General features: G+C 33.5%; 22 protein-coding genes and 2 riboswitches. Of the genes, 10 read left to right on the top strand and 12 right to left on the bottom strand.

Annotated features, from left to right (window positions below):
• Positions 1 to 29: 29 nt before the first annotated feature.
• Positions 30 to 1,337, bottom strand: coding sequence for an amidohydrolase family protein (locus EP747_RS16460; RefSeq protein WP_129691203.1), 1,308 nt, complete (start codon positions 1,335 to 1,337; stop codon positions 30 to 32).
• A gap of 73 nt (positions 1,338 to 1,410) precedes the next feature.
• Positions 1,411 to 1,510, bottom strand: a riboswitch (purine riboswitch).
• 97 nt (positions 1,511 to 1,607) lie between these two features.
• A complete protein-coding gene (locus tag EP747_RS16455; protein WP_129691202.1) occupies positions 1,608 to 2,063 on the bottom strand; it encodes a MarR family winged helix-turn-helix transcriptional regulator in 456 nt (151 codons plus the stop codon).
• A 160-nt stretch (positions 2,064 to 2,223) separates the two neighbouring features.
• Between EP747_RS16455 and EP747_RS16450 the strand changes: the two genes are divergently transcribed.
• Positions 2,224 to 3,198: a hypothetical protein gene (locus tag EP747_RS16450; RefSeq protein WP_129691201.1), complete on the top strand. Its 975-nt coding sequence runs from the start codon at positions 2,224 to 2,226 to the stop codon at positions 3,196 to 3,198.
• 102 nt (positions 3,199 to 3,300) lie between these two features.
• Positions 3,301 to 3,465: a hypothetical protein gene (locus EP747_RS24330; RefSeq protein ID WP_165347107.1), complete on the top strand. Its 165-nt coding sequence runs from the start codon at positions 3,301 to 3,303 to the stop codon at positions 3,463 to 3,465.
• A gap of 131 nt (positions 3,466 to 3,596) precedes the next feature.
• On the opposite strand, the gene EP747_RS16445 is transcribed toward EP747_RS24330, so the two are convergent.
• Together EP747_RS16445 and metK are read right to left on the bottom strand one after the other, a co-directional pair.
• Positions 3,597 to 4,586: an NAD(P)-dependent alcohol dehydrogenase gene (locus EP747_RS16445; protein WP_129691200.1), complete on the bottom strand. Its 990-nt coding sequence runs from the start codon at positions 4,584 to 4,586 to the stop codon at positions 3,597 to 3,599.
• A 274-nt stretch (positions 4,587 to 4,860) separates the two neighbouring features.
• On the bottom strand, positions 4,861 to 6,057 hold the full coding sequence (gene metK / locus EP747_RS16440) for a methionine adenosyltransferase (protein ID WP_098119567.1): 1,197 nt from the start codon (positions 6,055 to 6,057) through the stop codon (positions 4,861 to 4,863).
• 207 nt (positions 6,058 to 6,264) lie between these two features.
• Positions 6,265 to 6,376: riboswitch (SAM riboswitch) on the bottom strand.
• 312 nt (positions 6,377 to 6,688) lie between these two features.
• Here metK and pckA point away from each other — a divergent pair.
• Positions 6,689 to 8,275 carry a phosphoenolpyruvate carboxykinase (ATP) gene (gene pckA, locus EP747_RS16435; protein ID WP_129691199.1) on the top strand — a complete coding sequence of 529 codons (1,587 nt, stop codon included), beginning with the start codon at positions 6,689 to 6,691 and terminating at the stop codon, positions 8,273 to 8,275.
• Between the two features lie 320 nt (positions 8,276 to 8,595).
• Here the strand turns inward: pckA and EP747_RS16430 are convergent, their stop codons facing one another.
• Positions 8,596 to 9,039 carry a carboxymuconolactone decarboxylase family protein gene (locus tag EP747_RS16430; RefSeq protein WP_129691198.1) on the bottom strand — a complete coding sequence of 148 codons (444 nt, stop codon included), beginning with the start codon at positions 9,037 to 9,039 and terminating at the stop codon, positions 8,596 to 8,598.
• Between the two features lie 238 nt (positions 9,040 to 9,277).
• Between EP747_RS16430 and EP747_RS16425 the strand changes: the two genes are divergently transcribed.
• The 4 genes from EP747_RS16425 to EP747_RS16410 all read left to right on the top strand — a co-directional run bounded on the left by EP747_RS16425 (position 9,278) and on the right by EP747_RS16410 (position 12,522).
• A complete protein-coding gene (locus EP747_RS16425) occupies positions 9,278 to 9,766 on the top strand; it encodes an RrF2 family transcriptional regulator (RefSeq protein WP_129691197.1) in 489 nt (162 codons plus the stop codon).
• A gap of 187 nt (positions 9,767 to 9,953) precedes the next feature.
• Entirely contained in the window at positions 9,954 to 10,946 is a 993-nt protein-coding gene (locus tag EP747_RS16420) for an ABC transporter substrate-binding protein (protein WP_419179319.1), read from the top strand.
• Positions 10,947 to 10,958: 12 nt separating this feature from the next.
• Positions 10,959 to 11,723 carry an ABC transporter ATP-binding protein gene (locus tag EP747_RS16415; RefSeq protein WP_129691195.1) on the top strand — a complete coding sequence of 255 codons (765 nt, stop codon included), beginning with the start codon at positions 10,959 to 10,961 and terminating at the stop codon, positions 11,721 to 11,723.
• Positions 11,683 to 12,522 carry an ABC transporter permease gene (locus tag EP747_RS16410; protein ID WP_129691194.1) on the top strand — a complete coding sequence of 280 codons (840 nt, stop codon included), beginning with the start codon at positions 11,683 to 11,685 and terminating at the stop codon, positions 12,520 to 12,522. Before EP747_RS16415 ends, EP747_RS16410 begins: the two co-directional genes overlap by 41 nt.
• Positions 12,523 to 13,082: 560 nt before the next feature.
• On the opposite strand, the gene ytkD is transcribed toward EP747_RS16410, so the two are convergent.
• Positions 13,083 to 13,562: an RNA deprotection pyrophosphohydrolase gene (gene ytkD / locus EP747_RS16405; protein WP_098233477.1), complete on the bottom strand. Its 480-nt coding sequence runs from the start codon at positions 13,560 to 13,562 to the stop codon at positions 13,083 to 13,085.
• A gap of 166 nt (positions 13,563 to 13,728) precedes the next feature.
• Between ytkD and ytzI the strand changes: the two genes are divergently transcribed.
• Positions 13,729 to 13,875 carry a YtzI protein gene (gene ytzI, locus EP747_RS16400; RefSeq protein ID WP_088013603.1) on the top strand — a complete coding sequence of 49 codons (147 nt, stop codon included), beginning with the start codon at positions 13,729 to 13,731 and terminating at the stop codon, positions 13,873 to 13,875.
• A gap of 24 nt (positions 13,876 to 13,899) precedes the next feature.
• A complete protein-coding gene (gene yidD / locus EP747_RS16395; protein ID WP_098233478.1) occupies positions 13,900 to 14,154 on the top strand; it encodes a membrane protein insertion efficiency factor YidD in 255 nt (84 codons plus the stop codon).
• Positions 14,155 to 14,285: 131 nt separating this feature from the next.
• Here yidD and menC read toward each other — a convergent pair whose 3' ends face one another.
• The 6 genes from menC to EP747_RS16365 form a co-directional block, all read right to left on the bottom strand.
• On the bottom strand, positions 14,286 to 15,392 hold the full coding sequence (gene menC / locus EP747_RS16390) for an o-succinylbenzoate synthase (RefSeq protein ID WP_129691193.1): 1,107 nt from the start codon (positions 15,390 to 15,392) through the stop codon (positions 14,286 to 14,288).
• A gap of 2 nt (positions 15,393 to 15,394) precedes the next feature.
• Positions 15,395 to 16,846, bottom strand: a complete 1,452-nt coding sequence (locus EP747_RS16385; RefSeq protein WP_129691192.1) for an o-succinylbenzoate--CoA ligase — start codon at positions 16,844 to 16,846, stop codon at positions 15,395 to 15,397.
• Positions 16,847 to 17,067: 221 nt separating this feature from the next.
• Positions 17,068 to 17,886, bottom strand: coding sequence for a 1,4-dihydroxy-2-naphthoyl-CoA synthase (gene menB, locus EP747_RS16380; RefSeq protein ID WP_114346666.1), 819 nt, complete (start codon positions 17,884 to 17,886; stop codon positions 17,068 to 17,070).
• Positions 17,883 to 18,710, bottom strand: a complete 828-nt coding sequence (menH, locus tag EP747_RS16375) for a 2-succinyl-6-hydroxy-2,4-cyclohexadiene-1-carboxylate synthase (protein ID WP_129691191.1) — start codon at positions 18,708 to 18,710, stop codon at positions 17,883 to 17,885. The genes menB and menH overlap by 4 nt, the downstream gene beginning before the upstream one ends.
• 18 nt (positions 18,711 to 18,728) lie before the next feature.
• Complete coding sequence (gene menD / locus EP747_RS16370; RefSeq protein ID WP_129691190.1) at positions 18,729 to 20,468, bottom strand: 2-succinyl-5-enolpyruvyl-6-hydroxy-3-cyclohexene-1-carboxylic-acid synthase; 1,740 nt, start codon at positions 20,466 to 20,468, stop codon at positions 18,729 to 18,731.
• Entirely contained in the window at positions 20,458 to 21,864 is a 1,407-nt protein-coding gene (locus EP747_RS16365; protein WP_129691189.1) for an isochorismate synthase, read from the bottom strand. The genes menD and EP747_RS16365 overlap by 11 nt, the downstream gene beginning before the upstream one ends.
• Positions 21,865 to 22,018: 154 nt before the next feature.
• On the opposite strand from EP747_RS16365, the gene EP747_RS16360 reads away from it, so the two are divergent.
• On the top strand, positions 22,019 to 22,942 hold the full coding sequence (locus EP747_RS16360) for a 1,4-dihydroxy-2-naphthoate polyprenyltransferase (protein WP_056473273.1): 924 nt from the start codon (positions 22,019 to 22,021) through the stop codon (positions 22,940 to 22,942).
• Positions 22,943 to 23,000: the final 58 nt, after the last annotated feature.

The following is a 23,000-nucleotide window of genomic DNA, read 5'->3' as shown; positions in this document are numbered from 1 at the left end:
CTTTTCCTGCTCTTCTTTGTAAACTTCTTCTAAGCAAATCTACTCTGTAATCGATTTACTTCTGAAATTACTTTTTCTTCATCAATTGTTAAACTAATACGGTCCTTTACTACTGCTTTCCCATCAATGAAAACATCACATACATCGCTACCACGTGCAGCGTATAGTAAGTGTGAATATGCATTACTTAATGGTTGTAAATGCTCTTTATCAAATGGATAAATTGTAATAAAGTCTGCCTTCTTATTGGCTTCAAGTGATCCAGTATGTCCCATTCCTATAGCTTCTGCGCCACCTCGAGTAGCCAAAGTTAATGCAGTTTGTGCTGAGAATTTCGTAGCATCTTTATACATTCCTTTTTGTAGCAGTGCAGCTATTCTCACTTCTTCAAACATGTCAAGATTGTTATTAGATGCAGTGCTATCCGTTGCTATACCTACTTTTACTCCAGCGTTTAATAAACTAACCACATCAGCAACCCCAGAACCTAACTTCAAATTACTAATTGGATTATGAGCAACTCGTACATCATATTCCTTTAGTATCGCTCTTTCTTCATCATTAAGAACTACTCCGTGAGCCATTACTGTCGGTTGATTAAATACACCTAATTTGCGAAGATGTTCTACAGGGCGGTTCGAATAGCGGGTTTCAATATCTTGAATTTCATAATCTGTTTCAGATACATGAATGTGCATCATTAAATCATTTTCTTTTGCAATGCGTGCACTTTCGATTAGAGCTTCTGGTGTACATGCATATGGACTATGGGGTGCAACCATCGTTGTAAGACGGCCATCAGCAAAACTTTTGTAGTCTTTTGAAAATTGCTCAGCACCTTTAAGATTCAATCTTTGCTCTTCTTCAGTTCCAAAGCTAAATATTGAATATGAAAATGCTCCTCTAATTCCAGTTTCACTAATTGTCTCCATGACAACATTTGGATCGATTCCATTAGGGTTAAACATATCTGAGAACGTTGTAGTGCCTGACTTAACCATTTCTAAAATACCAAGCTGTGCACTTATAGAAGCAATTTCTGTTGTATATTGTCTTTCGATTGGCCATATTTTAGTTTCTAACCAAGGCTTTAGCAGCATGTCATCTCCAATACCACGTAAAAGAGTCATAAGAATATGTGAATGTGTATTAACAAGTCCTGGCATTACCCATTTCCCTTGAAGATTAACTACTTGATCTGCATCCTTCATTAACTCTTCAGAATGATTTCCTACATAAGTAATGAATTGATCTTGTACGATCATCATACCATTATCAAAAATTTGATTCTCCTGATCCATTGTAAAAAATGTTGCATTTATATAGACTGTTTTCATTATTTTTCCTCCCTAGTCATTTTCATAATTGTGTGAAAACAAAAAAAATCCTGATTACGAAGAAGGATGTAAATAAAATTACATTCTTTTTCGTAATCAGGATTTTACGGTTCCTGGTAGAGACCCTCATACCATATCAATGAGGTTATACATTTTTTGTATGTTGTTATATTAAAACATAATATATGATTAGTAAGTAATGTTCAAGGATTTCTATAATTTAACAAAAATAAGCAGGCTCATCGAGATTCCTCCCCTTCAATTTGCCCTCTATTCTAATTTCCCAAGTATTCTTATGATTTTGTGCATTGAGTAATCTAAATCAAGCAAGTCCTCCTCATCTAGTTGTCCAATTCGTTCACAAAAAATATGATAAAAATCTTCCCACCGTTTTGTGACAACTTTTTTTCCTTTTTCAGTAAGTATAATTTTTACACTTCGTTTATCATTCAGATCCTGAATTTTAGATACATATTCCTTTTCTTCTAATTTCATAATTAATGGAGTCATTTGCTGTTTAGATATGCTTATATTTTGTGCTAGCTCTGTAATTGAGATTCCATCTACTGTTTGAAACAACTCTTCTAGTATATGACTTTGTAAATGAGTTAACTCGGTCTGCTTATTCTTTAAAGAATTTTTAGAGCCCGGCTTGTTAAACTTATTAAAAATTAAAGGAAGTAGTTGGATAAACTTCTCTGCAATTTGATTTGGATTTGAATTCATTTTATTACGAACCTTTCTATGAAAAAAATTTCTAAATTGACATTTAGTAAATAAAAGTTTATTATTTACCCGATATACAAACCGATAATATCATAAATATATATATTTGAACAATAAAATGTAAATATATATTTACTAACTAACTAAAGGAGTGATGCAGATGAAATCAACTGGGTTAACTTTTGGTATCTATCCCCTTAGCGTAGCTGGTACACCTATAGGATTAGCTACAGGTCCTGATGATAATTATGAAAAAATATCATCTGCTCTTAAAGAGCTAAAAGGTAATACTAATCAGCTTTTACCAAGAATGTATGCTGTTTATACGGGACCTGAAACAGAAGAAAAAGTATTTGACGCTCTAAATCGATATAAAAGCGCAGGTTTATTAGGAGATTTAACAATTGGCTGCCTTATGGATCCAAGCCTTTCACTGGATTATTGGTTAAATTTTGTTCGTAAAGTAATTAAAGCGTATGGCACTTGCCTTGAATCAATTCAAATTACAAATGAGCCTAATTTATCGTTTATGGATGGATCCAAACCATATGTATTAGAAGCGCTTGTACAAGGCGTTCTAACTGTAAGAGAAGAAATTGAAAAAAACAATTTACCTATTAAAATTGGATTTGGCTCTGTTCCTGAGGGAGAAAAAACAATTCCACATTTTTGGGAAAATCTAATGAAAATTGGTGGGGACGAATTAATTCATTCAATTGATTATGTAGGTCATAATTTTTATGTGGATGTATTTGAGGAACCATTAAAAATTGAGGAAGTTGCTGTTTCAGTAGAAAACATACTACGTAAATTTCGAGAAACATTGGATAGTAATGGTTTCCCATCCACTCTTCCAATCCACATTACAGAGAATGGATGGCCTACCGGAAAAAATCCATTTATACAAATCGAAAGATCATATGAGCAGCAATCAATCGTACTTGAGAAAATTATTCGAACAGTCTATTCACTTCGTCAGGAACTAAATATTACTCATTATGAATTTTTTGGTTTAAGGGATGCTGATAGTTCAAAAGACGACCTATTTCATCAATTTGGTATTATGAAGGATGATTATACGATTAAGCCTGCTTATCTCACCTTTCAAAAATTAATAAATGAATTAAGCCAGTAAATCAAATACTTCTATAAATTTGAATGAAGTTAGTCAATTCGTTAAGACTAAAACAACGATGAGTTTCATCGACTTTCTACAATATATATGGAGGTAATAAAATTGAGCAAAAAAAATATCCCCCTCATAAACGAAGAGCAAATGAAAATACAAGCAGACCTTAATAATCTCGATCCAGGGCATTCCGTGGATGAGCACCGTAAAATTGAAACAGCCAATATGATGTTAGCTGGTGAAGAAATCCGACAGCAAAATGAAAATCTATAAAAGAAATCCCTCAAAAGGTCATTTTGAGGGATTTCTTTGTGTAGATAAAGTATATATTTCGAGGCGGTGTAACCCCAAATAGTAATGAGCACCGCGCTAGGAGGCGAAGCAACAAAGAAAGCGAGCGTTTGTCAACAGTCTGAAATCTCTCGAATGTTAATAACGACATTCCCCTTCTTATGCCCTTTTTCTACGTAACGATGTGCATCAACAATTTGATCAAGCGGATACTGTCGATCAATAACAGCTTTTAACTTATCCGCTTCAATAAGTGCTTTTATATAGTTTAAATCTTCATTGTTCATATTTGCTACACCAAGTATGGCTTTTTTATTACTAATCAAATTACTCCATATTGCTTGAAAATAAACTGAAAGCTTCCATACTGCACTTAATAAATAAACGCCATCTTTGTTAAGCATTCTTTTACAATTAGAAAATGAGCTTTTTCCTACCGTATCAAAAATAATGTCATAAGTTTTCTTACTCTTAGCAAGATCTTCATTTGTATAATCTATTACTTCATTTGCGCCTAAAGCCCTTACCAATTCTAAATTAGAAGTACTACATAAGGCGGTAACTTCTGTACCAAAATATTTAGCTAACTGAATTGCATATGTTCCAACACTTCCTGAAGCACCATAAATAAGTACTTTTTGTCCATTTTGAATAATACTTCTCCTTAGAAAGTGTAATGCAGTAAGTGCCCCAACAGGTACTGCTGCAGCTTGCTCAAATGACATATTTATTGGTTTTTTAGCTAGAACACCTTCCTCATGTAAAGATATATACTCAGCATTAGCCCCAAAAGTAAATCCACTATATCCAAAAACTTGATCACCTATTTTAAAATTTCTTACGTTTTTGCCAACTTTGACTATTTCTCCTGCAAGCTCACAACCTGATATTTTATTTTTCGGCTTTGTAAGGCCAAACATAAGGCGTGAAGGCAGCCAATACATAAAAGGAAAATCGGAGCTTCTAAGTTTTACATCTCCAGCGGTTACAGTTGTTGCGTGTATTTTAATTAATACCTCATCATCTTTTATTTTTGGTTTTTCAACTTCTTTGATTTGAAGAACTTCTGGTGGACCATATTTTGTACATATAATCGCTTTCATAGGTTCCTCCATTACAAACATTAATTTAGTCATTTAAACCTATGAAAAATGATTTTTAAGTATACCTATATAAAGAAATGTAATTCTATATAAATAAAGAAAACTCGTCGATTGACGAGCCTTTTAGGTGAAAACAGGGGCGTAGTTGCACTTATATTTTATTCTTAAAATTGGCCACCACGTCGTATTATCTTCCTCTTTGCCAATTTATCCTTTCTTAAAATGCAAAAAAGACTGAATATAGCATATGCCATATTCAGCCTTAATCATTTTATTATAGACCTGCTTCAGTTTTTAAAACTTCTGCTTTATCAGTACGCTCCCAAGGAAGATCGATATCTGTACGGCCAAAGTGACCATAAGCAGCAGTTTGTTTGTAAATCGGACGACGTAGGTCAAGCATTTTAATAATTCCAGCTGGACGTAGGTCGAAGTTGTTGCGAATTACTTCAACTAATTTTTCTTCTGAAACTTTACCTGTACCAAAAGTATCAATAGCGATTGAAACTGGTTTAGCAACACCAATTGCATATGCTAATTGAACTTCAGCTTTATCAGCTAAGCCAGCAGCTACGATGTTTTTCGCAACGTAACGTGCAGCGTAAGCAGCAGAACGGTCAACTTTAGTTGCATCTTTACCAGAGAATGCGCCACCACCGTGACGAGCATATCCACCGTAAGTATCAACAATAATTTTACGACCTGTTAAACCAGCATCCCCTTGAGGTCCACCGATTACGAAACGACCTGTTGGGTTGATAAAGAATTTTGTGTTTTCATCAATTAACTCAGCTGGTACAACTGGTTTAATTACAAGTTCTTTAATATCATTTTCAATTTGAGCTTGAGTAGCTTCTGGACCATGTTGTGTTGATACAACAATTGCATCAATACGAACTGGTTTGTTGTTTTCATCATACTCAACTGTTACTTGAGTTTTACCGTCTGGACGTAAGTAAGAAACTGTTTCATTTTTTCTAACTTCAGTTAAACGGCGAGCAATTTTGTGAGATAATGAAATTGGAAGTGGCATTAATTCAGGTGTTTCATTGACAGCAAAACCGAACATTAAACCTTGGTCTCCTGCACCGATTGCTTCAATTTCTTCATCTGACATGCTACCTTCACGAGCTTCTAATGCTTGGTCTACACCTAAAGCGATATCTGCTGATTGCTCATCGATAGAAGTTAAAACTGCACATGTATCTGCATCAAATCCGTATTTTGCACGGTCATAACCGATTTCACGGATTGTTTCGCGAACGATTTTTGGAATATCTACATAAGTAGAAGTTGTAATTTCACCTGCAACAAGTACTAAACCTGTTGTAACTGAAGTTTCCGCTGCTACACGAGCATTCGGATCATTTGCTAAAATTGCATCAAGAATAGAATCTGAAATTTGGTCACAGATTTTATCTGGATGTCCTTCTGTAACTGATTCTGAAGTAAATAAACGACGTTGTGACATTGAGTCCCCTCCTAAATTGAATTGACGGATCTCTTTTTTCAACAAAAGAATAGAAAAAGTATTTCCTATACTAATGTTCCCCATTTAAGATAAAGATAACTCAGTGTAAATTACGAAATTGCCACTGTAATTAAGTTTTGAGCAAAAAAAAAGCCTTCCTCTTATCCAAAATTGCGTGAGGAAAGGGTTAAAGTTATTTGCCTTTCACTCTTATCGTCCAAGACAAAAAAAGCCTTGCATCAGGTTCAGCACCTTTCACATTATGTGAGGTTGCTGGGCTTCGTAGGGCCTGTATCCCTCCACCTACTCGGGATAAGAGAGTATCCGTATGAAAAGTATCATATTAAAATTTCACTTTCTTGTCAACAATTTTCATCATTACTTAGACATAATTCTACAATAACTTAATTTCTACATTCATTTCTATTTAATGGGAAATTACTAAATATTATCTTACAATTAACTAAATTCCTTCAATAAAATAAGTAAATTTTACTCAAATTTATTTTTTAATCAAATTCATAACACATTTTGCCAACTAATAGTATACACTATTAAAATAAATGTGTTATACTATTTATCGAGATACCTACATGGCAGACAAATTATATTTAAAGGATGGTATTAGTATATGAAGACAGTTGATGTAAACTTTGAATTAAACGAATTACTTACTAGTAATCAAATGTATAACCAACTAAGCGTTTCTGAATTAGTTGAAAAAGTTCTAACAAGACAAGAAGGAATTTTAACGTCAACAGGAGCAGTTAGCGTTTCAACAGGCAAATATACTGGACGTTCACCTAAAGATAAATTTATTGTTAAAGAGGCATCTGTTGAAAATTTAATCGATTGGGGTTCAGTAAATACACCAATCTCTGCTGACGTATTCGAAAAATTGTATAGCAAAGTACTTAATTACTTAAAAGATCGTAACGAATTATTCTTATTTAAAGGATTTGCTGGTGCTGATACAGAGTATCGTTTACCAATCCAAGTAATTAACGAATTTGCATGGCACAACTTATTTGCTCATCAATTATTTATTCGCCCAACTGAGCAAGAACTTCAAACTCATGAAGCAGAATTTACAATTGTTTCTGCCCCTACATTTAAAGCAGACCCAGTAGTAGATGGAACAAATTCAGAGGCATTTGTTATTATATCATTTGAGAAGAAAATAATCTTAATTGGTGGTACGGAATATGCTGGTGAAATGAAAAAATCTATTTTCTCTATCATGAATTTCCTATTACCACAAAATAATGTTTTACCAATGCACTGTTCTGCTAACGTTGGTAGCGAAGGCGATGTAGCATTATTCTTTGGACTTTCAGGAACTGGTAAAACTACATTATCTGCAGATGCAGACCGTAAGTTAATCGGTGATGATGAGCATGGCTGGTCAGATAATGGTGTATTCAATATTGAAGGTGGTTGCTACGCTAAATGTATCAATTTAACATTTGAAAAAGAGCCTCAAATTTTCTCTGCAATTAAATTTGGTACTGTGTTAGAAAATGTTGTTGTTAAATCTGATAGCCGTTTAGCTGACTATGATGATACAACTTTAACAGAAAATACTCGCGCTGCATATCCAATGCAAGCAATTCAAAATATCATTGAGCCAAGTGTTGCTGGACATCCGCATGCAATTATCTTTTTAACTGCTGATGCATTTGGAGTATTACCTCCAATCAGTAAATTAACAAAAGAGCAAGCAATGTACCACTTCTTAAGCGGATTTACTAGTAAATTAGCTGGTACTGAGCGTGGTGTTACTTCTCCACAAGTAACATTCTCTACATGTTTCGGATCACCATTCTTACCGCTTCCAGCTGTAGAATATGCAAAAATGCTTGGTGAAAAAATTGAAAAACATAATGTAAATGTTTTCTTAGTAAACACTGGTTGGACTGGTGGAGAATACGGCGTTGGTAAACGTATGAATCTTTCTTACACAAGAGCAATGGTTCACGCTGCACTTGAAGGAGATTTGAACTCAGTTGAAACTACACAAGACGAGTTTTTCGGTCTAGCAATTCCAACTCATGTACCTGGTGTACCTGATAGCGTATTAGTTCCATCAACAACTTGGGAAGATCAATCAGCTTATGATCAAAAAGCTCTTGAATTAGTAAATAAATTCAAAGAAAACTTCAAAAAATTTGAAGGCTTTGATGCTAAATTAGCTGAACTTGGTGGACCTTTAAAATAATCTTATAAATTAAAATGTAAGGGCTGTCCAAAAAGTCGGAATCTATGACTTTTTGGCAGCCATTTTTAATTTCAGTATAAAAAAACAACCTCCAGATAATTCTTTAAAAGTTCTATTGCTACTTCAAATATGACAGTGGATCAAAAAAATTTATATTAAAAATAATTATGATCTTTACACTATAAAAATTTATTCTAATAAAAATAAATTAATAAAAAGCGATGTTATAGAAGTAAAAAATTTTAATAAAAATTGAAATTACATTAAAAAAATGAGCCACTCTTCGGCTCATTTTTTTTATATCAAATTTAATTAGGATATTATTTTTCAGCTGGTTTATTACCCATAGAAATAGAGATACGATTCCAACTGTTAATTTGATTGATGATGAATACAAGATTTGCATATTCATTTTCGCTAAAGTGTTTACTTACACGATTATATAGTTCATCAGATACACCTTTATTCGAAATCAGTGTGATATGCTCAGTTAACTCTAAAGCTACTTTTTCTGCATCTGTGTAAAAATCGCAATCTCTCCATGCACTAATACAGTATAAACGTTGTTCCGTTTCTCCTATTTCTCTTGCTTCAGAGGTATGCATGTCAAGGCAAAATGCACAACCATTTATTTGTGAAACGCGAATTTTAATAAGTTCACGAAGTTTATCGTCTATACCTGCTGATTTAATATACTTTTCCATTTCCATCATTATTTTTAATGCTTCTGGTGCTAATTTTGAATAATTAATTTGTTTTTCCATTTTAATTCCCCCTAAAAAAGTTAATTCTAAAAATAATTAAAGTAAATGTAGTTTATTGAAATATATAAATTAGCGACACTATTAATCGCCGATTTATATTATCTATAATAATTCGTTTATTTCATTATGTCAAACTTCTTTTAACTTTGAATTACTCCTAAACGTAAATGTTTGACAAAGAAATAAAACATTTCTAAGATTAATTAAAAATAATCTCATTTATGAAGAAGGTGTTTTAATGCAGTATAGCGTTGGAGTTGAGTATGCACTTCACTGCCTTGTTTATTTAATTGACACTCCTGAAGATTCTCCAATTGGAATAAAGGACTTATCCTTCTTTCAAGGTGTTTCAGATACATATCTTTCAAAGATTTTTAGTAAGTTGTCTAAAGCTGGTATTGTAAGTTCAGTTCCAGGAGTTAAGGGTGGCTTTAAACTTGCCAAGTCTCCAGAAGAAATTTCTTTTTGGGATGTAATTGAAGCAATTGAAGGTTCTAAGCCAATATTTCAATGCAAAAATATTAAAGATAACGGTTATCTTTTTAGAGAAAAGGGTTGTACTCCAAGTACCTCCTGCACGATCAATTTAGTCATGCTCTCTGCCGAAGAAAAGATGCATGATTATTTACGTAATAAAACACTTTCATGGTTAAACAAAGAATTAGAAAGTGTTTTACCTAACGAAATACGTGAAGATACTCGAAAATATTTTTCAAAGAGTAGATAAAAACCTCTCTAATTTCCTAAAAAGGAAGTAAGAGAGGTTTTTCTTTATTTTACCATCTTATCCTGTACATCTCAGATGTCTCATAAGTTTCCAAGCGATTTTAGCACGGTCAGTACTCCGCATTCACCCATTTTCTCCTATTGCATAGGCTAATTGTATATTTTCGATTAGGAGGGATTAAATGAAAATCAAATGGCTCGTTATTTTGTTTTTATTAGTTGCTTCTATTTTAGGTGGATGTTCGAAGGATAAACCTAAAGATGGTACCACAAAGGTAAGAGTTGCAGAAGTGACACATTCATTGTTTTATGCACCTCAATATGTGGCCATTAGTGAAGGAATCTTCAAAAAGCATGGATTGGATGTTGAAATAACAACTACTGCTGGTGGAGATAAAACTATGACTGCTGTATTGTCAAACGGTGCAGATATAGGATTAGTTGGGCCTGAAACAACTATATATGTATACGCTCAAGGTGCAAATGATCCAGTAAAAAGCTTTGCCCAATTGACTCAAACTGATGGAACATTTCTAGTAGCTAGAAATCAAACTGTACCATTTAATTGGGACCAACTAAAAGACAAAACATTTTTAGGTCAAAGAAAAGGTGGAATGCCACAAATGGTTGGCGAATATGTCCTAAGTAAACATGGGATCGATCCACATAAAGATCTGAACCTTATTCAGAATATTGACTTCGCAAATATCGCGAATGCATATGCTTCAGGTACTGGAGAGTATGTTCAATTGTTTGAACCTACAGCAAGTATTATGGAAAAAGAAGGAAGAGGTAAAATCGTTGCTTCATTCGGCTTGGAGTCTGGAAAAGTTCCTTACACTGCTTTTATAGCAAAAGAAAGTTATTTGAAGAAGAATGCGAAAACGGCTCAAAAATTTACTGATGCAATTTATGAAGCTGAACAATGGGTTGATACTCATTCCGCAGAAGAGATTGCAAAAAGTGTTGCACCATTCTTTAAAGATACTCCTTTAGACATTTCAATAAAAGTTATTGAACGTTATAAGTCTCAAAATTCTTATTCAACAAATCCAATATTAGAAGAAGATGAGTGGAATAATCTTCAAAAGATTATGAAGAACTCTGGTGTATTACCAAAAGAAGTTCCACACTCAGTTTTAGTTGATACAAAATTCGCCGAAAAATCTACGGAGAAGTAGTAGGTTAATAAAATGAATTATCTATCAGTTAATGAAATTTCTCATGTTTTTTTATCGAAAGAAAAAGCAATTAAAATATTGGATGGCTTAACGTTTGAAGTTGAAAAAGGTGAATTTGTATCTGTATTAGGTCCAAGTGGCTGTGGAAAAAGCACACTTTTATCGATCATTTCTTCATTGCTTACACCATATCACGGTTCAGTGAAGTTTAAAGGTAAACCTTATGATATAAAATCGGGAGAAATTGGTTACATGCTTCAGCATGACTATTTATTCCCTTGGAAAACAATTAAAGAAAATATCTTTCTAGGTCTTCAGATTCTAGATAAGGATTCCGAAGAAAATAAAAATCGAACGCTAAAATTGCTAAATGAAGTTGGACTAAATGGTTATGAAAATGCATACCCAAGAGAACTATCCGGTGGGATGAGACAACGCGTTGCATTAGTGAGAACTCTTTCTACAAGCCCTTCAATTGTATTATTAGATGAACCATTTTCCGCTCTAGATTATCAAAATAAAGTTAAGCTTGAAGAATTAGTTTTCAACTTATTTAAGAAGTTAAACACTACCGCTATCTTAGTAACTCACGATATAGAAGAAGCAGTAGCCATGTGTGATCGGGTTATTACGCTAACAAATGCTCCTACAAAAATATCAAAAATTTTCAATTTACCAGAAGAATTATGTATACGCTCCCCTTTTGAAACACGACACCAATCACTCTTTTCTTCTTATGTTTCTGCGATTTGGAAGGAGTTGGAGAAACGTGGATAAAGTAAATGACGAACTAAAATCCTATCACGCCAGTATCGTCAAAAAAAATCGTCGTACAAAGCTACTCATATTTTTCTTCCAACTATTAATTATTATTATCTTTTTTATAGCTTGGGAGCTTTTAAGTCATCGAAAAATAATTGATCCATTATTGTTTAGTTCACCTATTAGAATTTACGATTTACTCAGCGCAAAATTGGGAGATGGCTCCATTTATCATGATGCTATGACTACAATCACTGAAACACTCGTTGGATTTATTTTAGGCACAATTATCGGGGTCATTCTGGCAATCATTCTTTGGTGGTATCCATTTGCCTCAAAGGTACTTGATCCATTTTTAGTAGTCTTTAATGCCATGCCAAAAGTCGCGCTTGGTCCAATCATCATTGTAATTTTTGGCCCCTCATATTCTTCCATAATTGCCATGGGGATCATAATAAGTTTTGTCATAACAGCGCTAGTTATTTATCAAGCCTTCTTACAGGTAGATGAAAATTACGTAAAAGTCATTAAAAGTTTTGGAGCAACAAAAACTCAAATATTTAAAAATGTCATCTTTCCTGCTAGTATACCTACCGTCATTTCAACATTAAAAGTAAATGTCGGATTAGCTTGGGTAGGAGTGATCGTCGGAGAGTTCTTAGTTTCAAAAAACGGACTTGGCTATTTAATCGTTTATGGCTTCCAAGTATTTAATTTTACTCTTGTTCTAATGAGTGTATTAATCATAAGTGTATGTGCTGGTTTGATGTATATTATTGTTGAATATATTGAGAGAAAAACAATAAAGAAGTAATTTGGAGTAATATGAGTTAAAGGTATAGGAAAAGTTTAATGTATCAAAGCTCACTTAATATAGTGAGCTTTTTTCACTCTGTTGAAAAACAACCTTGTCATTTAATTTCCAAATTTTCGTAAAGGAGTTTAGTGAAGTTGATTTCCACTACGGGATGCTCGCTTTCCATGGGGCGAGACCTGAGCCTCCTCGTCACGTTCGTTCCTGTGGGGTCTCAGCCTTCCCGCTTATCCCATAGGAGTCGAGCACCCATTCGCTCCAATCAACTTATTCATCAAAAAAATGCTTACACTAAAAACCTATTTAATATCCTTTACTTAGAGTAGCATAATAACTTGTTAATCCGTTTGTAGATCAATTGAGATCGAACATTAACTTATAAACTAATCATTTGAACTTTTTTCTAAAAATTACTCTTGATATTTTTAACTTCAGAAACAATAAACATTTACTAGAGTTTGTTGGTTTAATAAAATTGCTCAAACAGATTAATATTTAGAATCATTTATAGATCATGAACCCCTTATAATTATATATTTCAACACTAAAAAAAGCTCACCTTATAAAAGTGAGCTTTTTTTAGTATTCAAGTAACTTAAACTTTGTGAAAATACTTCGTCACGCATGATAAAACTAAATCGGCGATCTTTTTTTATGTTTGGTGGAAATTCGTCTAACAATACAGGGCCGTTTGTTTCAAAATAATGCTTTTGTGTTAAAAGTTCTCCTATTTCGGCAAAATAAATATTTTTTATGATAATTTTATCCTTACCTGTAACACGGTATTGCCCTAAATAATTAATTTTAGATACATTTCCACCTGTTTCTTCTAAAACTTCACGTTTAGCTGCTTCTTCAGGTGATTCGCCTTCCTCGACTTTTCCGCCTGGGAATTCGTATCCTCTTCTTTGATGGTCTGTGAGTAACCATTGGTCATTGTATTTACAAATAACCCAAACATGTTTTGGATCGGGTGAAAATGGATGTTTCTCAAACGATAATTCAACTGTATTATGGTAAAAATCTTTAAATATGTACATTTTAACCTTCCTACATTCATACTTGTTTTTCCATTGTACTATTTCTATTAAAATGTTTCATCATTATTGAAATAATATTCCTGAAACTTTATGAAAATATTTGAATGCCTTGCATATTGGACAGTATACTATATCATAGTAGTATAACTATTTAGGAGGATATAGTATGACTGGAGTTTTTGTTGTTAGTGGAATTATTATCGTTGTTGTATTCGGTGCATTCGTTCTTACCGTAAATAAAGGCTATGGTGTACAACATAAAGTCGATAAGCTAGAAGACGTTAAAATGAAAAATAACCATGATGAGAAATAATTCTAGCAGACGAAAGGTTTGTATATGAATAAAATTTTAATTGGAATCATTAGATTTTATCAAAAATGGATTTCACCTGCAACGCCACCATCATGTAGATTCTATCCAACTTGCTCAAGTTATGGACTAGAGGCAATACAAACCCATGGTGCCCTTAAAGGAACTTATTTAACTACTAAAAGAATACTTAAGTGTCACCCACTACATCCAGGTGGATATGATCCTGTACCTGATAAAATAAATAAAGAAACAAAAAAAGATACGGTCAAAGAAACTTGAAACGAATAACAAGTTTAATTTGATCGTATTTTTTTATTAGGCTATTTCTGTCTATTATTGAGTGTGTGTTAAATTCCACCCTAGAATACTGTTTCTGTTGTGTGAGACCTTTGTTACCAAATTTCCTATTTTTAAGTATAATATTTATAAATCTTTTTAGAAATGCTTCGGATTCTCTCTTCATCCACTTCGACTCCTAAACCAGGGCTAATTGGTACTTTAACTTTTCCATTTATTAAAGCTACCTCTGGAAAAATGAGATCATGCTCCCAATGTCTAGATGAAGCCGAAATATCTCCCGGTATTGTAAATCCGGGAAGAGATGCTAAGGCAACGTTCTGAATTCTAGAAATCCCTGTTTCAATCATACCTCCAACCCAAATTGGAATATTCTTTTCCACACAATAATCATGAATTTCAATTGATTTAGTTAATCCTCCGACTCTCCCAGGCTTTACCGTAATGATTTCGCAAGCGTTTAATTCATACGCAATTTGAACATCTTCTAAGGAACATATACTTTCATCTAAACAGACAGGAGTAGAAATTTCCTTTTGAAGAATGGCGTGCTCGATGAATTGGCGTTCGCCGAAGGGCTGTTCAATCATCAACAGATTAAATTCATCTAATTTTTTTAGTTTCGGAATGTCTTCAATCGAATAATCTGAATTGGCATCAATCATTAGAGGGATTGTTGGATAGCTATTTCGTATAGTTGATACAATTTCATAATCATTTTCTTTTGAAACTTTAACTTTAAATCGTTCATAGCCTTCTGCTACATATGCACCAATTTGTTTCAACATTTTTATTGGCTCGTCTATACTAATTACAACCCCAACTGGTATATCTGCCTTATTGCCCCCTAAAGCTTGTGCTAAAGTGACTGAATTTAGTTTACTATACAAATCCCAATATGCACCTTCAAGTCCAGATTTAGCCATTTGATTGCCTTTAAATTGATTTAATTGTATAGCAACTTCACTTGGATGATTAAACTGTTTTTTTAATAAGTTCGGTATAAAGAAATCCTGTAAAGTATGAAGAGCTGTTTGAATTGTTTCTTCTGTATACCACGGCTCTGAAAAAGCAACGACTTCCCCATAACCACATATTCCGTTAGCATCTACAATTTTAACAATAATACTTTCACGTTTTTCATATGTACCATAGCTTGTTTTAAAAGGTATTTTTAGAGGCTGTTCAATTAAAAATAATTCAATTTGCCAAATCAACATGTTTATTCCCCTTGTAGAAGCTTAAGTAGCTCTCTTCTAACTAGCTTATTTGTTGCATTTCTTGGTAGGTTGTCTACATAAAATATTTCCTTTGGAATTTTATACCCTGCGATTTTATCTCTACAATACTCGATTAGTTCTTCTTGTAACGGAGGATTAGAGGATTTACTTACAACAAATCCAACAGGTACTTTACCCCAATTTGGGTCATCTTTGCCTGTTACACCAGCTTCAATAATATCTGGATGCGATAGTAATACTGATTCAATCTCTGCTGGATATATATTCTCTCCGCCAGAAATAATTAAGTCACTTCGACGGTCAACTACAAATAAAAAACCATCCTCATCTACATAACCCAAATCTCCTGTATATAGATACTCAGTCGAATCAGTTAACTTAGCAAGTTTATAATAACCTTTACTCACGTTCGGCCCCTTGACTACAATTTCTCCTACTTCTTTTGGTAAACAAGTTCGATGATTGTCTCTTATTTCTAGCGTACATCCAAATAAAGCTTTACCTGCCGAACCAATTTTAGAAAGCATATATTCAGGAGAGAGCGTTGCAATTTGTGAACAAGTTTCAGTCATTCCGTATGTTTGATATACTGGGACATTTAATCCTCTTGCCTTATGTAAAAGAGGTAACGGAGCAGGTCCTCCACCAAGTAAAGCTGCCCTTACGCTGTTTAAATCATTTGTACCTTCAACAATTGTTAAGAGGTCATTTAATACTTTTGTTACAACAGATAGAATTGTTACATTATGCTTTTTGACACAGTCCTTAATGGTAAGTGCATCAGCTTTTTTCGTTAACACAATTTTCATGCCATAAATCGCACTTTTATATACAGTAGATAAACCACCCACATGGAACATTGGCAAACAAACTAGCCATACATCTTTATGATCTAATCCTAAATTTAATACTGAAGCAATTGCACTGCTCCAATGATTAAAATAAGTTTGTAAAACTGCTTTTGGGAAACCTGTTGTACCAGATGTGTACATCATAGTTGCGATTTTATCTCCATCAAAATTAGACTTGATCGGAAATTCCTTTGATTCACTGTTCTCCATTTCATTAATATTTAACAGTTTTATATTTTCAGGAATCTTCACCGTATTTAATTTCGCTACGATTAAAAATTCAGAATCACTATTTTCTAATTGATATACTATTTCGTCATCACTTAATCTTATATTCAATAAAATTGATGTTGCTCCGATATAATGAAGTGCATAAACAACTTCTATAAATTCAACGGAATTATTCATTAAAACCGAAACGTGAGATCCGTCTTTTATGCCAAAATGGTGAAGTTTATATGCAAGATTTATAACTCGTTCATGTAAATCCTTAAACGTAATTTCCTCTCCATCTGTTGCAATTGCTATTCGATTAGGAGTTAATCTGACTCTCTCAAGTAAAAAATTCGGAATTTGATTCATAAAAAACACTTCCTGACTCTTATCAAAATTTACAAAAGTTCATTTAAAGAAAACTCTTCTATTGGCGAGATTTTAGGCGAAGACAGAGGCGTAGTTGCACTTATACTTAATTCCTAAAATGGGCAATTATGACGTGGTTTCTTCTCCGCTGTCAATTTATACTTTCTTAATGTGCAAAAAAAGCTTGATGATTTCTCATCAAGCTTTTATCTTCTTTCAAATCAAGGAAAACGTGGGAATTTATCGAAATCAGGTGTACGTTTTTCTTTAAATGCATCGCGACCTTCTTTTGCTTCTTCAGTTGTGTAGTAAAGAAGTGTTGCATCTCCAGCTAGCTGTTGAAGTCCCGCTAAACCGTCTGTGTCTGCATTCATTGCTGCTTTTAAGAAGCGAAGTGCAGTTGGACTTTTTTCCAGCATTTCTTCAGCCCATTTAACTGTTTCAGCTTCTAATTCTTCTAAAGGTACTACTTTATTAACTAAGCCCATATCTAATGCTTCTTGTGCATTATATTGACGGCATAAGTACCAAATTTCACGAGCTTTTTTGTGCCCTACAATACGAGCTAAATAGCCTGAGCCATAACCAGCATCAAAGCTACCAACCTTAGGACCAGTTTGTCCAAATTTAGCGTTTTCAGCAGCGATTGTTAAGTCACATACTACGTTTAATACGTTTCCTCCACCAATTGCATAACCTGCTACCATTGCAATTACAGGTTTTGGAATAACGCGAATTAAGCGTTGTAAATCTAATACATTTAGGCGAGGAATGCGGTCTTGTCCAACATAACCACCGTGTCCGCGAACACTTTGGTCTCCACCAGAACAGAATGCTCTTCCACCTTCACCTGTTAAAATAATAACACCAATTTTTTCGTCGTCTCTTGCATAAGCAAAAGCATCAATCATTTCTGATACTGTTAATGGTGTAAATGCGTTATGTACGTGTGGACGATTGATTGAAATTTTAGCGATTCCATTATATGTAGAATATAAAATTTCTTCATATTTTCTTTCTTGTACCCATTCAATAGTCATGAAATTTCCTCCTTTTCACTTTTCAATAAAAACCCAATTACTATTGTAGCAAATTTTTCCGAATGTTCCACATGAATTGCATGTCCTGCATGTGGAATTTTAATAATTTCACTATTTTCTAGCCTCTCGTTCATTTTCCCCATTATTAAGCAAAACTTTTCATCATATTCTCCACAAACTAATAAAGTAGGTTTTTTAAATTGCTTCAAATCACTCCATAGTGATGGCTGAATGCCCGTCCCCATCCCTTTTAGACTATTACTTAAGCCAATTGGTGACTGATTTAATCTTCCTTGTTTAATCGTTTGTTGTGACTCTGATGTCAAATTCTTTTGAGTTGAAAACAACGGAATGTTTTCCCAATAATTAACGAATACTTCAATACCTTCATTTAGGATCATTGATGATAGATGATTGTCTTGTTCGATTCGAGCAAATCTTTCATTGTCGGTTTTAAGACCAGCCGTGCAGCTTTCTAAAATGAGCGATCTAATTTTTGTTGGATAGGCTAAAGCGAAATAGAGGGCTAGTCTACCTCCCATCGAATAGCCTAATAGATGCACAGAATCAATTTGCTTTTGTACTAAAAAATCATGTAAATCTTTAGCAGCAAACTCCATTCTATACCGCTCATCATTAATTGGACAATCTGTCTTTCCGTGTCCTAATAAATCAATTGCTATCACATGATAATTTCGTTCTAGTTTACTGATTAAATCTCCCCATGTCTCCTTTGAACCTGTGAAACCATGCAATAATAATATTGTTTGTCCTTGGCCAGATTCAATGTATGAATATGTGACATCATTTATTTTAATTTCCATGAACAAGAACACCTAATTTCATTTCTCGTATTCTGCTTTTACAATGCTCCAAACTTTTTGATGAAGATCATAATTTTCTTTACGATTTGTCTGAATTTCAATTACATGTAATCCATTATTTTTTTTAGATAATTCATCTTCAAGTTCAAACCAATTATGAATTTTTGTATGAACTCCACCGAAAAGAGCTGTTGCATGCTCGAATTCCAATCCTAAAGGAGTTCCAAATAAGTCTTCGAAATGTTTTTCTTCTTTTGATTGAGGTAAAAATGAGAAGATTCCACCCCCATCATTATTAACAAGTATCACTCTTAAAGTTAAATGATGTAGTTTAGAAAGGACCAGACTATTTAAATCGTGATAGAAAGATAAATCTCCAATTAATAATGTGACACTTTCTCCAGCTGCTGCCATTCCTAATGCGGTTGCAATCGTCCCATCTATTCCATTTACCCCTCGATTACAAGCAATTTTTAACTTTTTAGATTGATTATGTAAAAACGTATCCACATCACGAATAGGCATACTGTTTGAAACAAACAATGTACTTTCTTCAAGTAAATTTTTTGCTAAAACTTGAACGATTTTTCCTTCAAAAAGTTCATCAAACTGTTCTGCTTGTTGTAGTCCATTTTTTGTTTTTTCATTAATTGTTTTCCATTTATTCAACCAATCTATTTCTATACTACTTGTTTTCTGATATGACTCCAAAATTGCATTACAAAACTGGATATCATCACAAGAAATCATTTGAGTTGCTTTTAACGTCGGATCCCTCCATAAGTCTCCTTCATCAATAACAATTAGCTCGCAATCTTTTTGCTTTTGTATATATTGAGTAAACGTTTTTGATACAGGCATTGCCCCGAATCGTACGATAACTTCAGAATCAAGCGAATCAACAATGTCTTCAAAACGAAGAAATGTATCATATGTATCAATTACATTCGATTCATCATTACCACTAATCATTCTTCCATTTGAAAGAGGATCACACAAAACTGGGTAGTCTAATAAATTTCCTAAAGTTTTAATCTTCTTTAAAGCTTCTTCTTCAACATAAGGACCACAAACTAATAAGCCTTTTCTTTTTGATTGAAAAAGCTTGGTGAACTCATTACTTGTTTCGTTTGAAATTGTCGCAAGAGTTTCAGTAAGTATTGTGTGAGCAGAATTTTTACGCTTTCCTGCTGAAAATAAATCATCAATCGCAAAATTTGGCACCAATGGTTCTCGAAGTGGCACATTCATATGTACTGGCCCTATTGGAGCGGTCACACAAGAACGGTACAGTCGATTAACGCTTGAACGTGCATATTGGTACATTGCTTCCGATGCCTCTGGTAAGGCTAGTTCAATAAATTTTTTTACAAATGAACCGTATAAACCAATTTGATTCATAGCTTGTGGTGCACCTATATCTCTAAGCTCATGTGGTCGATCAGCTGTCAGTACGATTAATGGAATTCTAGATTCCTTTGCTTCAGATATAGCTGGCAAATAGTTAGCAGCAGCTGTTCCAGAAGTACAGATTAATACTGTAGGCTGTTTCGTACTTTTAGCGATACCTAAAGCAAAAAATGCTGCCCCTCTTTCATCTACTGCAATATATGACTTTAATTTTGGATGTTCATTTACTAACATCGATATTGGTGTAGAGCGTGATCCAGGACTAATTACAACGTTTTGAATATTTAATGCACTTATTTCATCTACAAGTGCGCCAATATACTTTGTTAGTGCTTCATTATCTTTCATTTCGTAACCCTCCTAATGCATTTAGCATTGGCAGAAACTTTACACCAGTTTCAAAAAATTCTTCCTCTGGTTTTGAATCTTGTACAACACCACAACCGGCATATAATTTTGCTTTATCTTCTTTAATTAAGGCACTACGTATACCTACAGCAAAATCGCCATTTCCATTTAAATCAATCCATCCTATCGGTGCACCATACCATCCTCGGTCCACAGGTTCAAGTTCACGAATTAATTTACATGCCTCTTCCTTAGGAAAGCCACCAAGTGCAGGGGTTGGATGTAATGCTTGAATTAATTCAAATAAAGAAACATGATTATATAATTTTCCTTCAACTGGCGTGAATAAATGCAATAAGCTTTTTGTCGCCATTATTCTTGGTGTTGAGGGTATTGATAATTCATTACAATATTGTTGTAGTGTTTCTCGGATATAGTTTACAACAAAAGCATGTTCACCATTATTTTTTTTACTATTTAATAACCAATTAGCGGCTTCTGTGTTTTCTTCCTTCGTTATTCCTTTTGCGGCAGATCCAGCAAGACACATCGAAGAAACTGTATTATTTTTCTTAGAAATTAATCTCTCAGGTGTAGCGCTAATAAATACAGTATCTTTTAATTGATAAGAAATAACATAGTTAACATTTCTTGTTGCTTCTAATTCATAAATTACTTTTGTTGAATTTACTTCTGCAGAAAATGTTGCATTTAAAGTTCGATTTAAAACAACTTTTTCTAATTCTTCGTTTTTCATTTGATGAATTGCTTCTTTTACACTTTGAATCCATTCATTTGGTTCAAATTCATCTTTGTTAATACATTCTGATTGTGTAAAACTTGGTTGCTTCATTCCAAATCTTTCTAAAAAGTCATCATATTCTTTATATTGAAGCAATAAATCCTCTACTGAAGTTTGTTCATTAATTTCATAATTAGAGGTGATGAATGTCCCTTCGTTTGTAACCGTCACCATTAATTTAGGTACATAGAAATGGGAGGTACCAAAATTCTTCCAATCTTGATCATTTTTATAGTTATCAAAAAAAGAGAAACCCCCAAGAGCTATCGGTCCTGTACCAAAGCAATTTTCTTGCTCGATATACACTTGCTCTCCAAAGCGTTTCCATTCTTTTTCTATTGCAGAATACTGTTCTTCTGTACTATGATGAAAAGGAACTAAAGTACCAATTCCTGTGAGAATTAACGAGTTTTCTTGGTTTGACCAATAAAAGCGTTCAGTAAAACCCAATTCATGATAAAAATGGTAAACACTTAGGGGATGGATATTCATTATTTTTTCCACTTTACAAATGAAGCGTTTTGAACAAGCTTTTGCCTTTTGAAGTGAATGCTCAAAGAAGGCAATCGATTCCAGTTGACCTGTTCTAAGCATAATAGTTCCCCCTAGCTTAAATATACGTTAAATACATGATATAACTAAAGATACAACGATGAATGTAGACTGTCAATTTTATGAAGTTCGTCCATACTTTTTTAAAGTAAAATGACCTACATTTTCAAATAATATTAAAAAGGAGGATGTTAAAATGCAACCAACTGTTCAATCTCCAACTTCCTCAACAGGTTTTAGAACATGGTGGAATTTATTAAGACCACATACATTAACCGCAGCGTTCATTCCTGTTGCGATTGGAACAATGTTAGCGCACATAGATCACTCATTTCATTTACTTTTATTTCTTTCAATGCTTATTGCAAGTTTACTGATCCAAGCCGCTGCAAATATGATTAATGAATATTATGATTATAAAAGAGGGCTAGATCATGAAGGTTCTGTCGGTATCGGAGGAGCAATCGTAAGAGATGGTATTAAACCTTCAACTGTCTTAAATCTTGCTTTTACTTTTTTTGGTATCGCTCTTCTATTAGGCATTTATATTTGTATTCAAAGTAGCTGGTGGATAGCAGTTATTGGACTTATTTGTATGGCAGCAGCTTATTTTTATACTGGAGGACCACTTCCAATCGCATACACTCCATTTGGTGAGTTAGTAGCGGGCTTTTTTATGGGAGTTGTAATTATTGGAATTACTTACTATATTCAAGCTGGAAATTTACCATCAAATGTAATCTTACTTTCTATCCCTACTTCAATTACAATTGGAGCAATTTTAACAGCAAACAATATTCGTGACCTAGATAATGACAAAGAAAATGGACGTAAAACACTTGTTATCTTATTAGGTAAAAAGAATGCAATTATCTTTATTGGTTCATTATTTGCCGTTGCTTATGCTTTAGTTATTGTATTTGTTATCATGAATTTAATTACACCTTTTGCACTTATTTCATTAATAAGTATCCCTGTTGCAATAAAAGCAACAAAAGGATTTATAGGTAAGACCCAACCAATGGAAATGATGCCAGCCATGGCAGCAACAGCAAAAACAAATACTATAATGGGATTCCTTCTTGTTATAGGCTTAATAATTGGAAATATTTTTTCCTAATTAAGAAAGAACAATTCCTCAAAAAACTTAATTCATGTTTTCCTCCTTTTTGAACAAA

Source organism: Gottfriedia acidiceleris (genome assembly GCF_004138285.1).
GTDB classification, from domain to species: Bacteria; Bacillota; Bacilli; order Bacillales; family Bacillaceae_G; genus Gottfriedia; species Gottfriedia acidiceleris_A.
The sequence above is the reverse complement of the archived record's forward strand: the minus strand, read 5'-3'. Positions and strand labels throughout refer to the sequence as shown.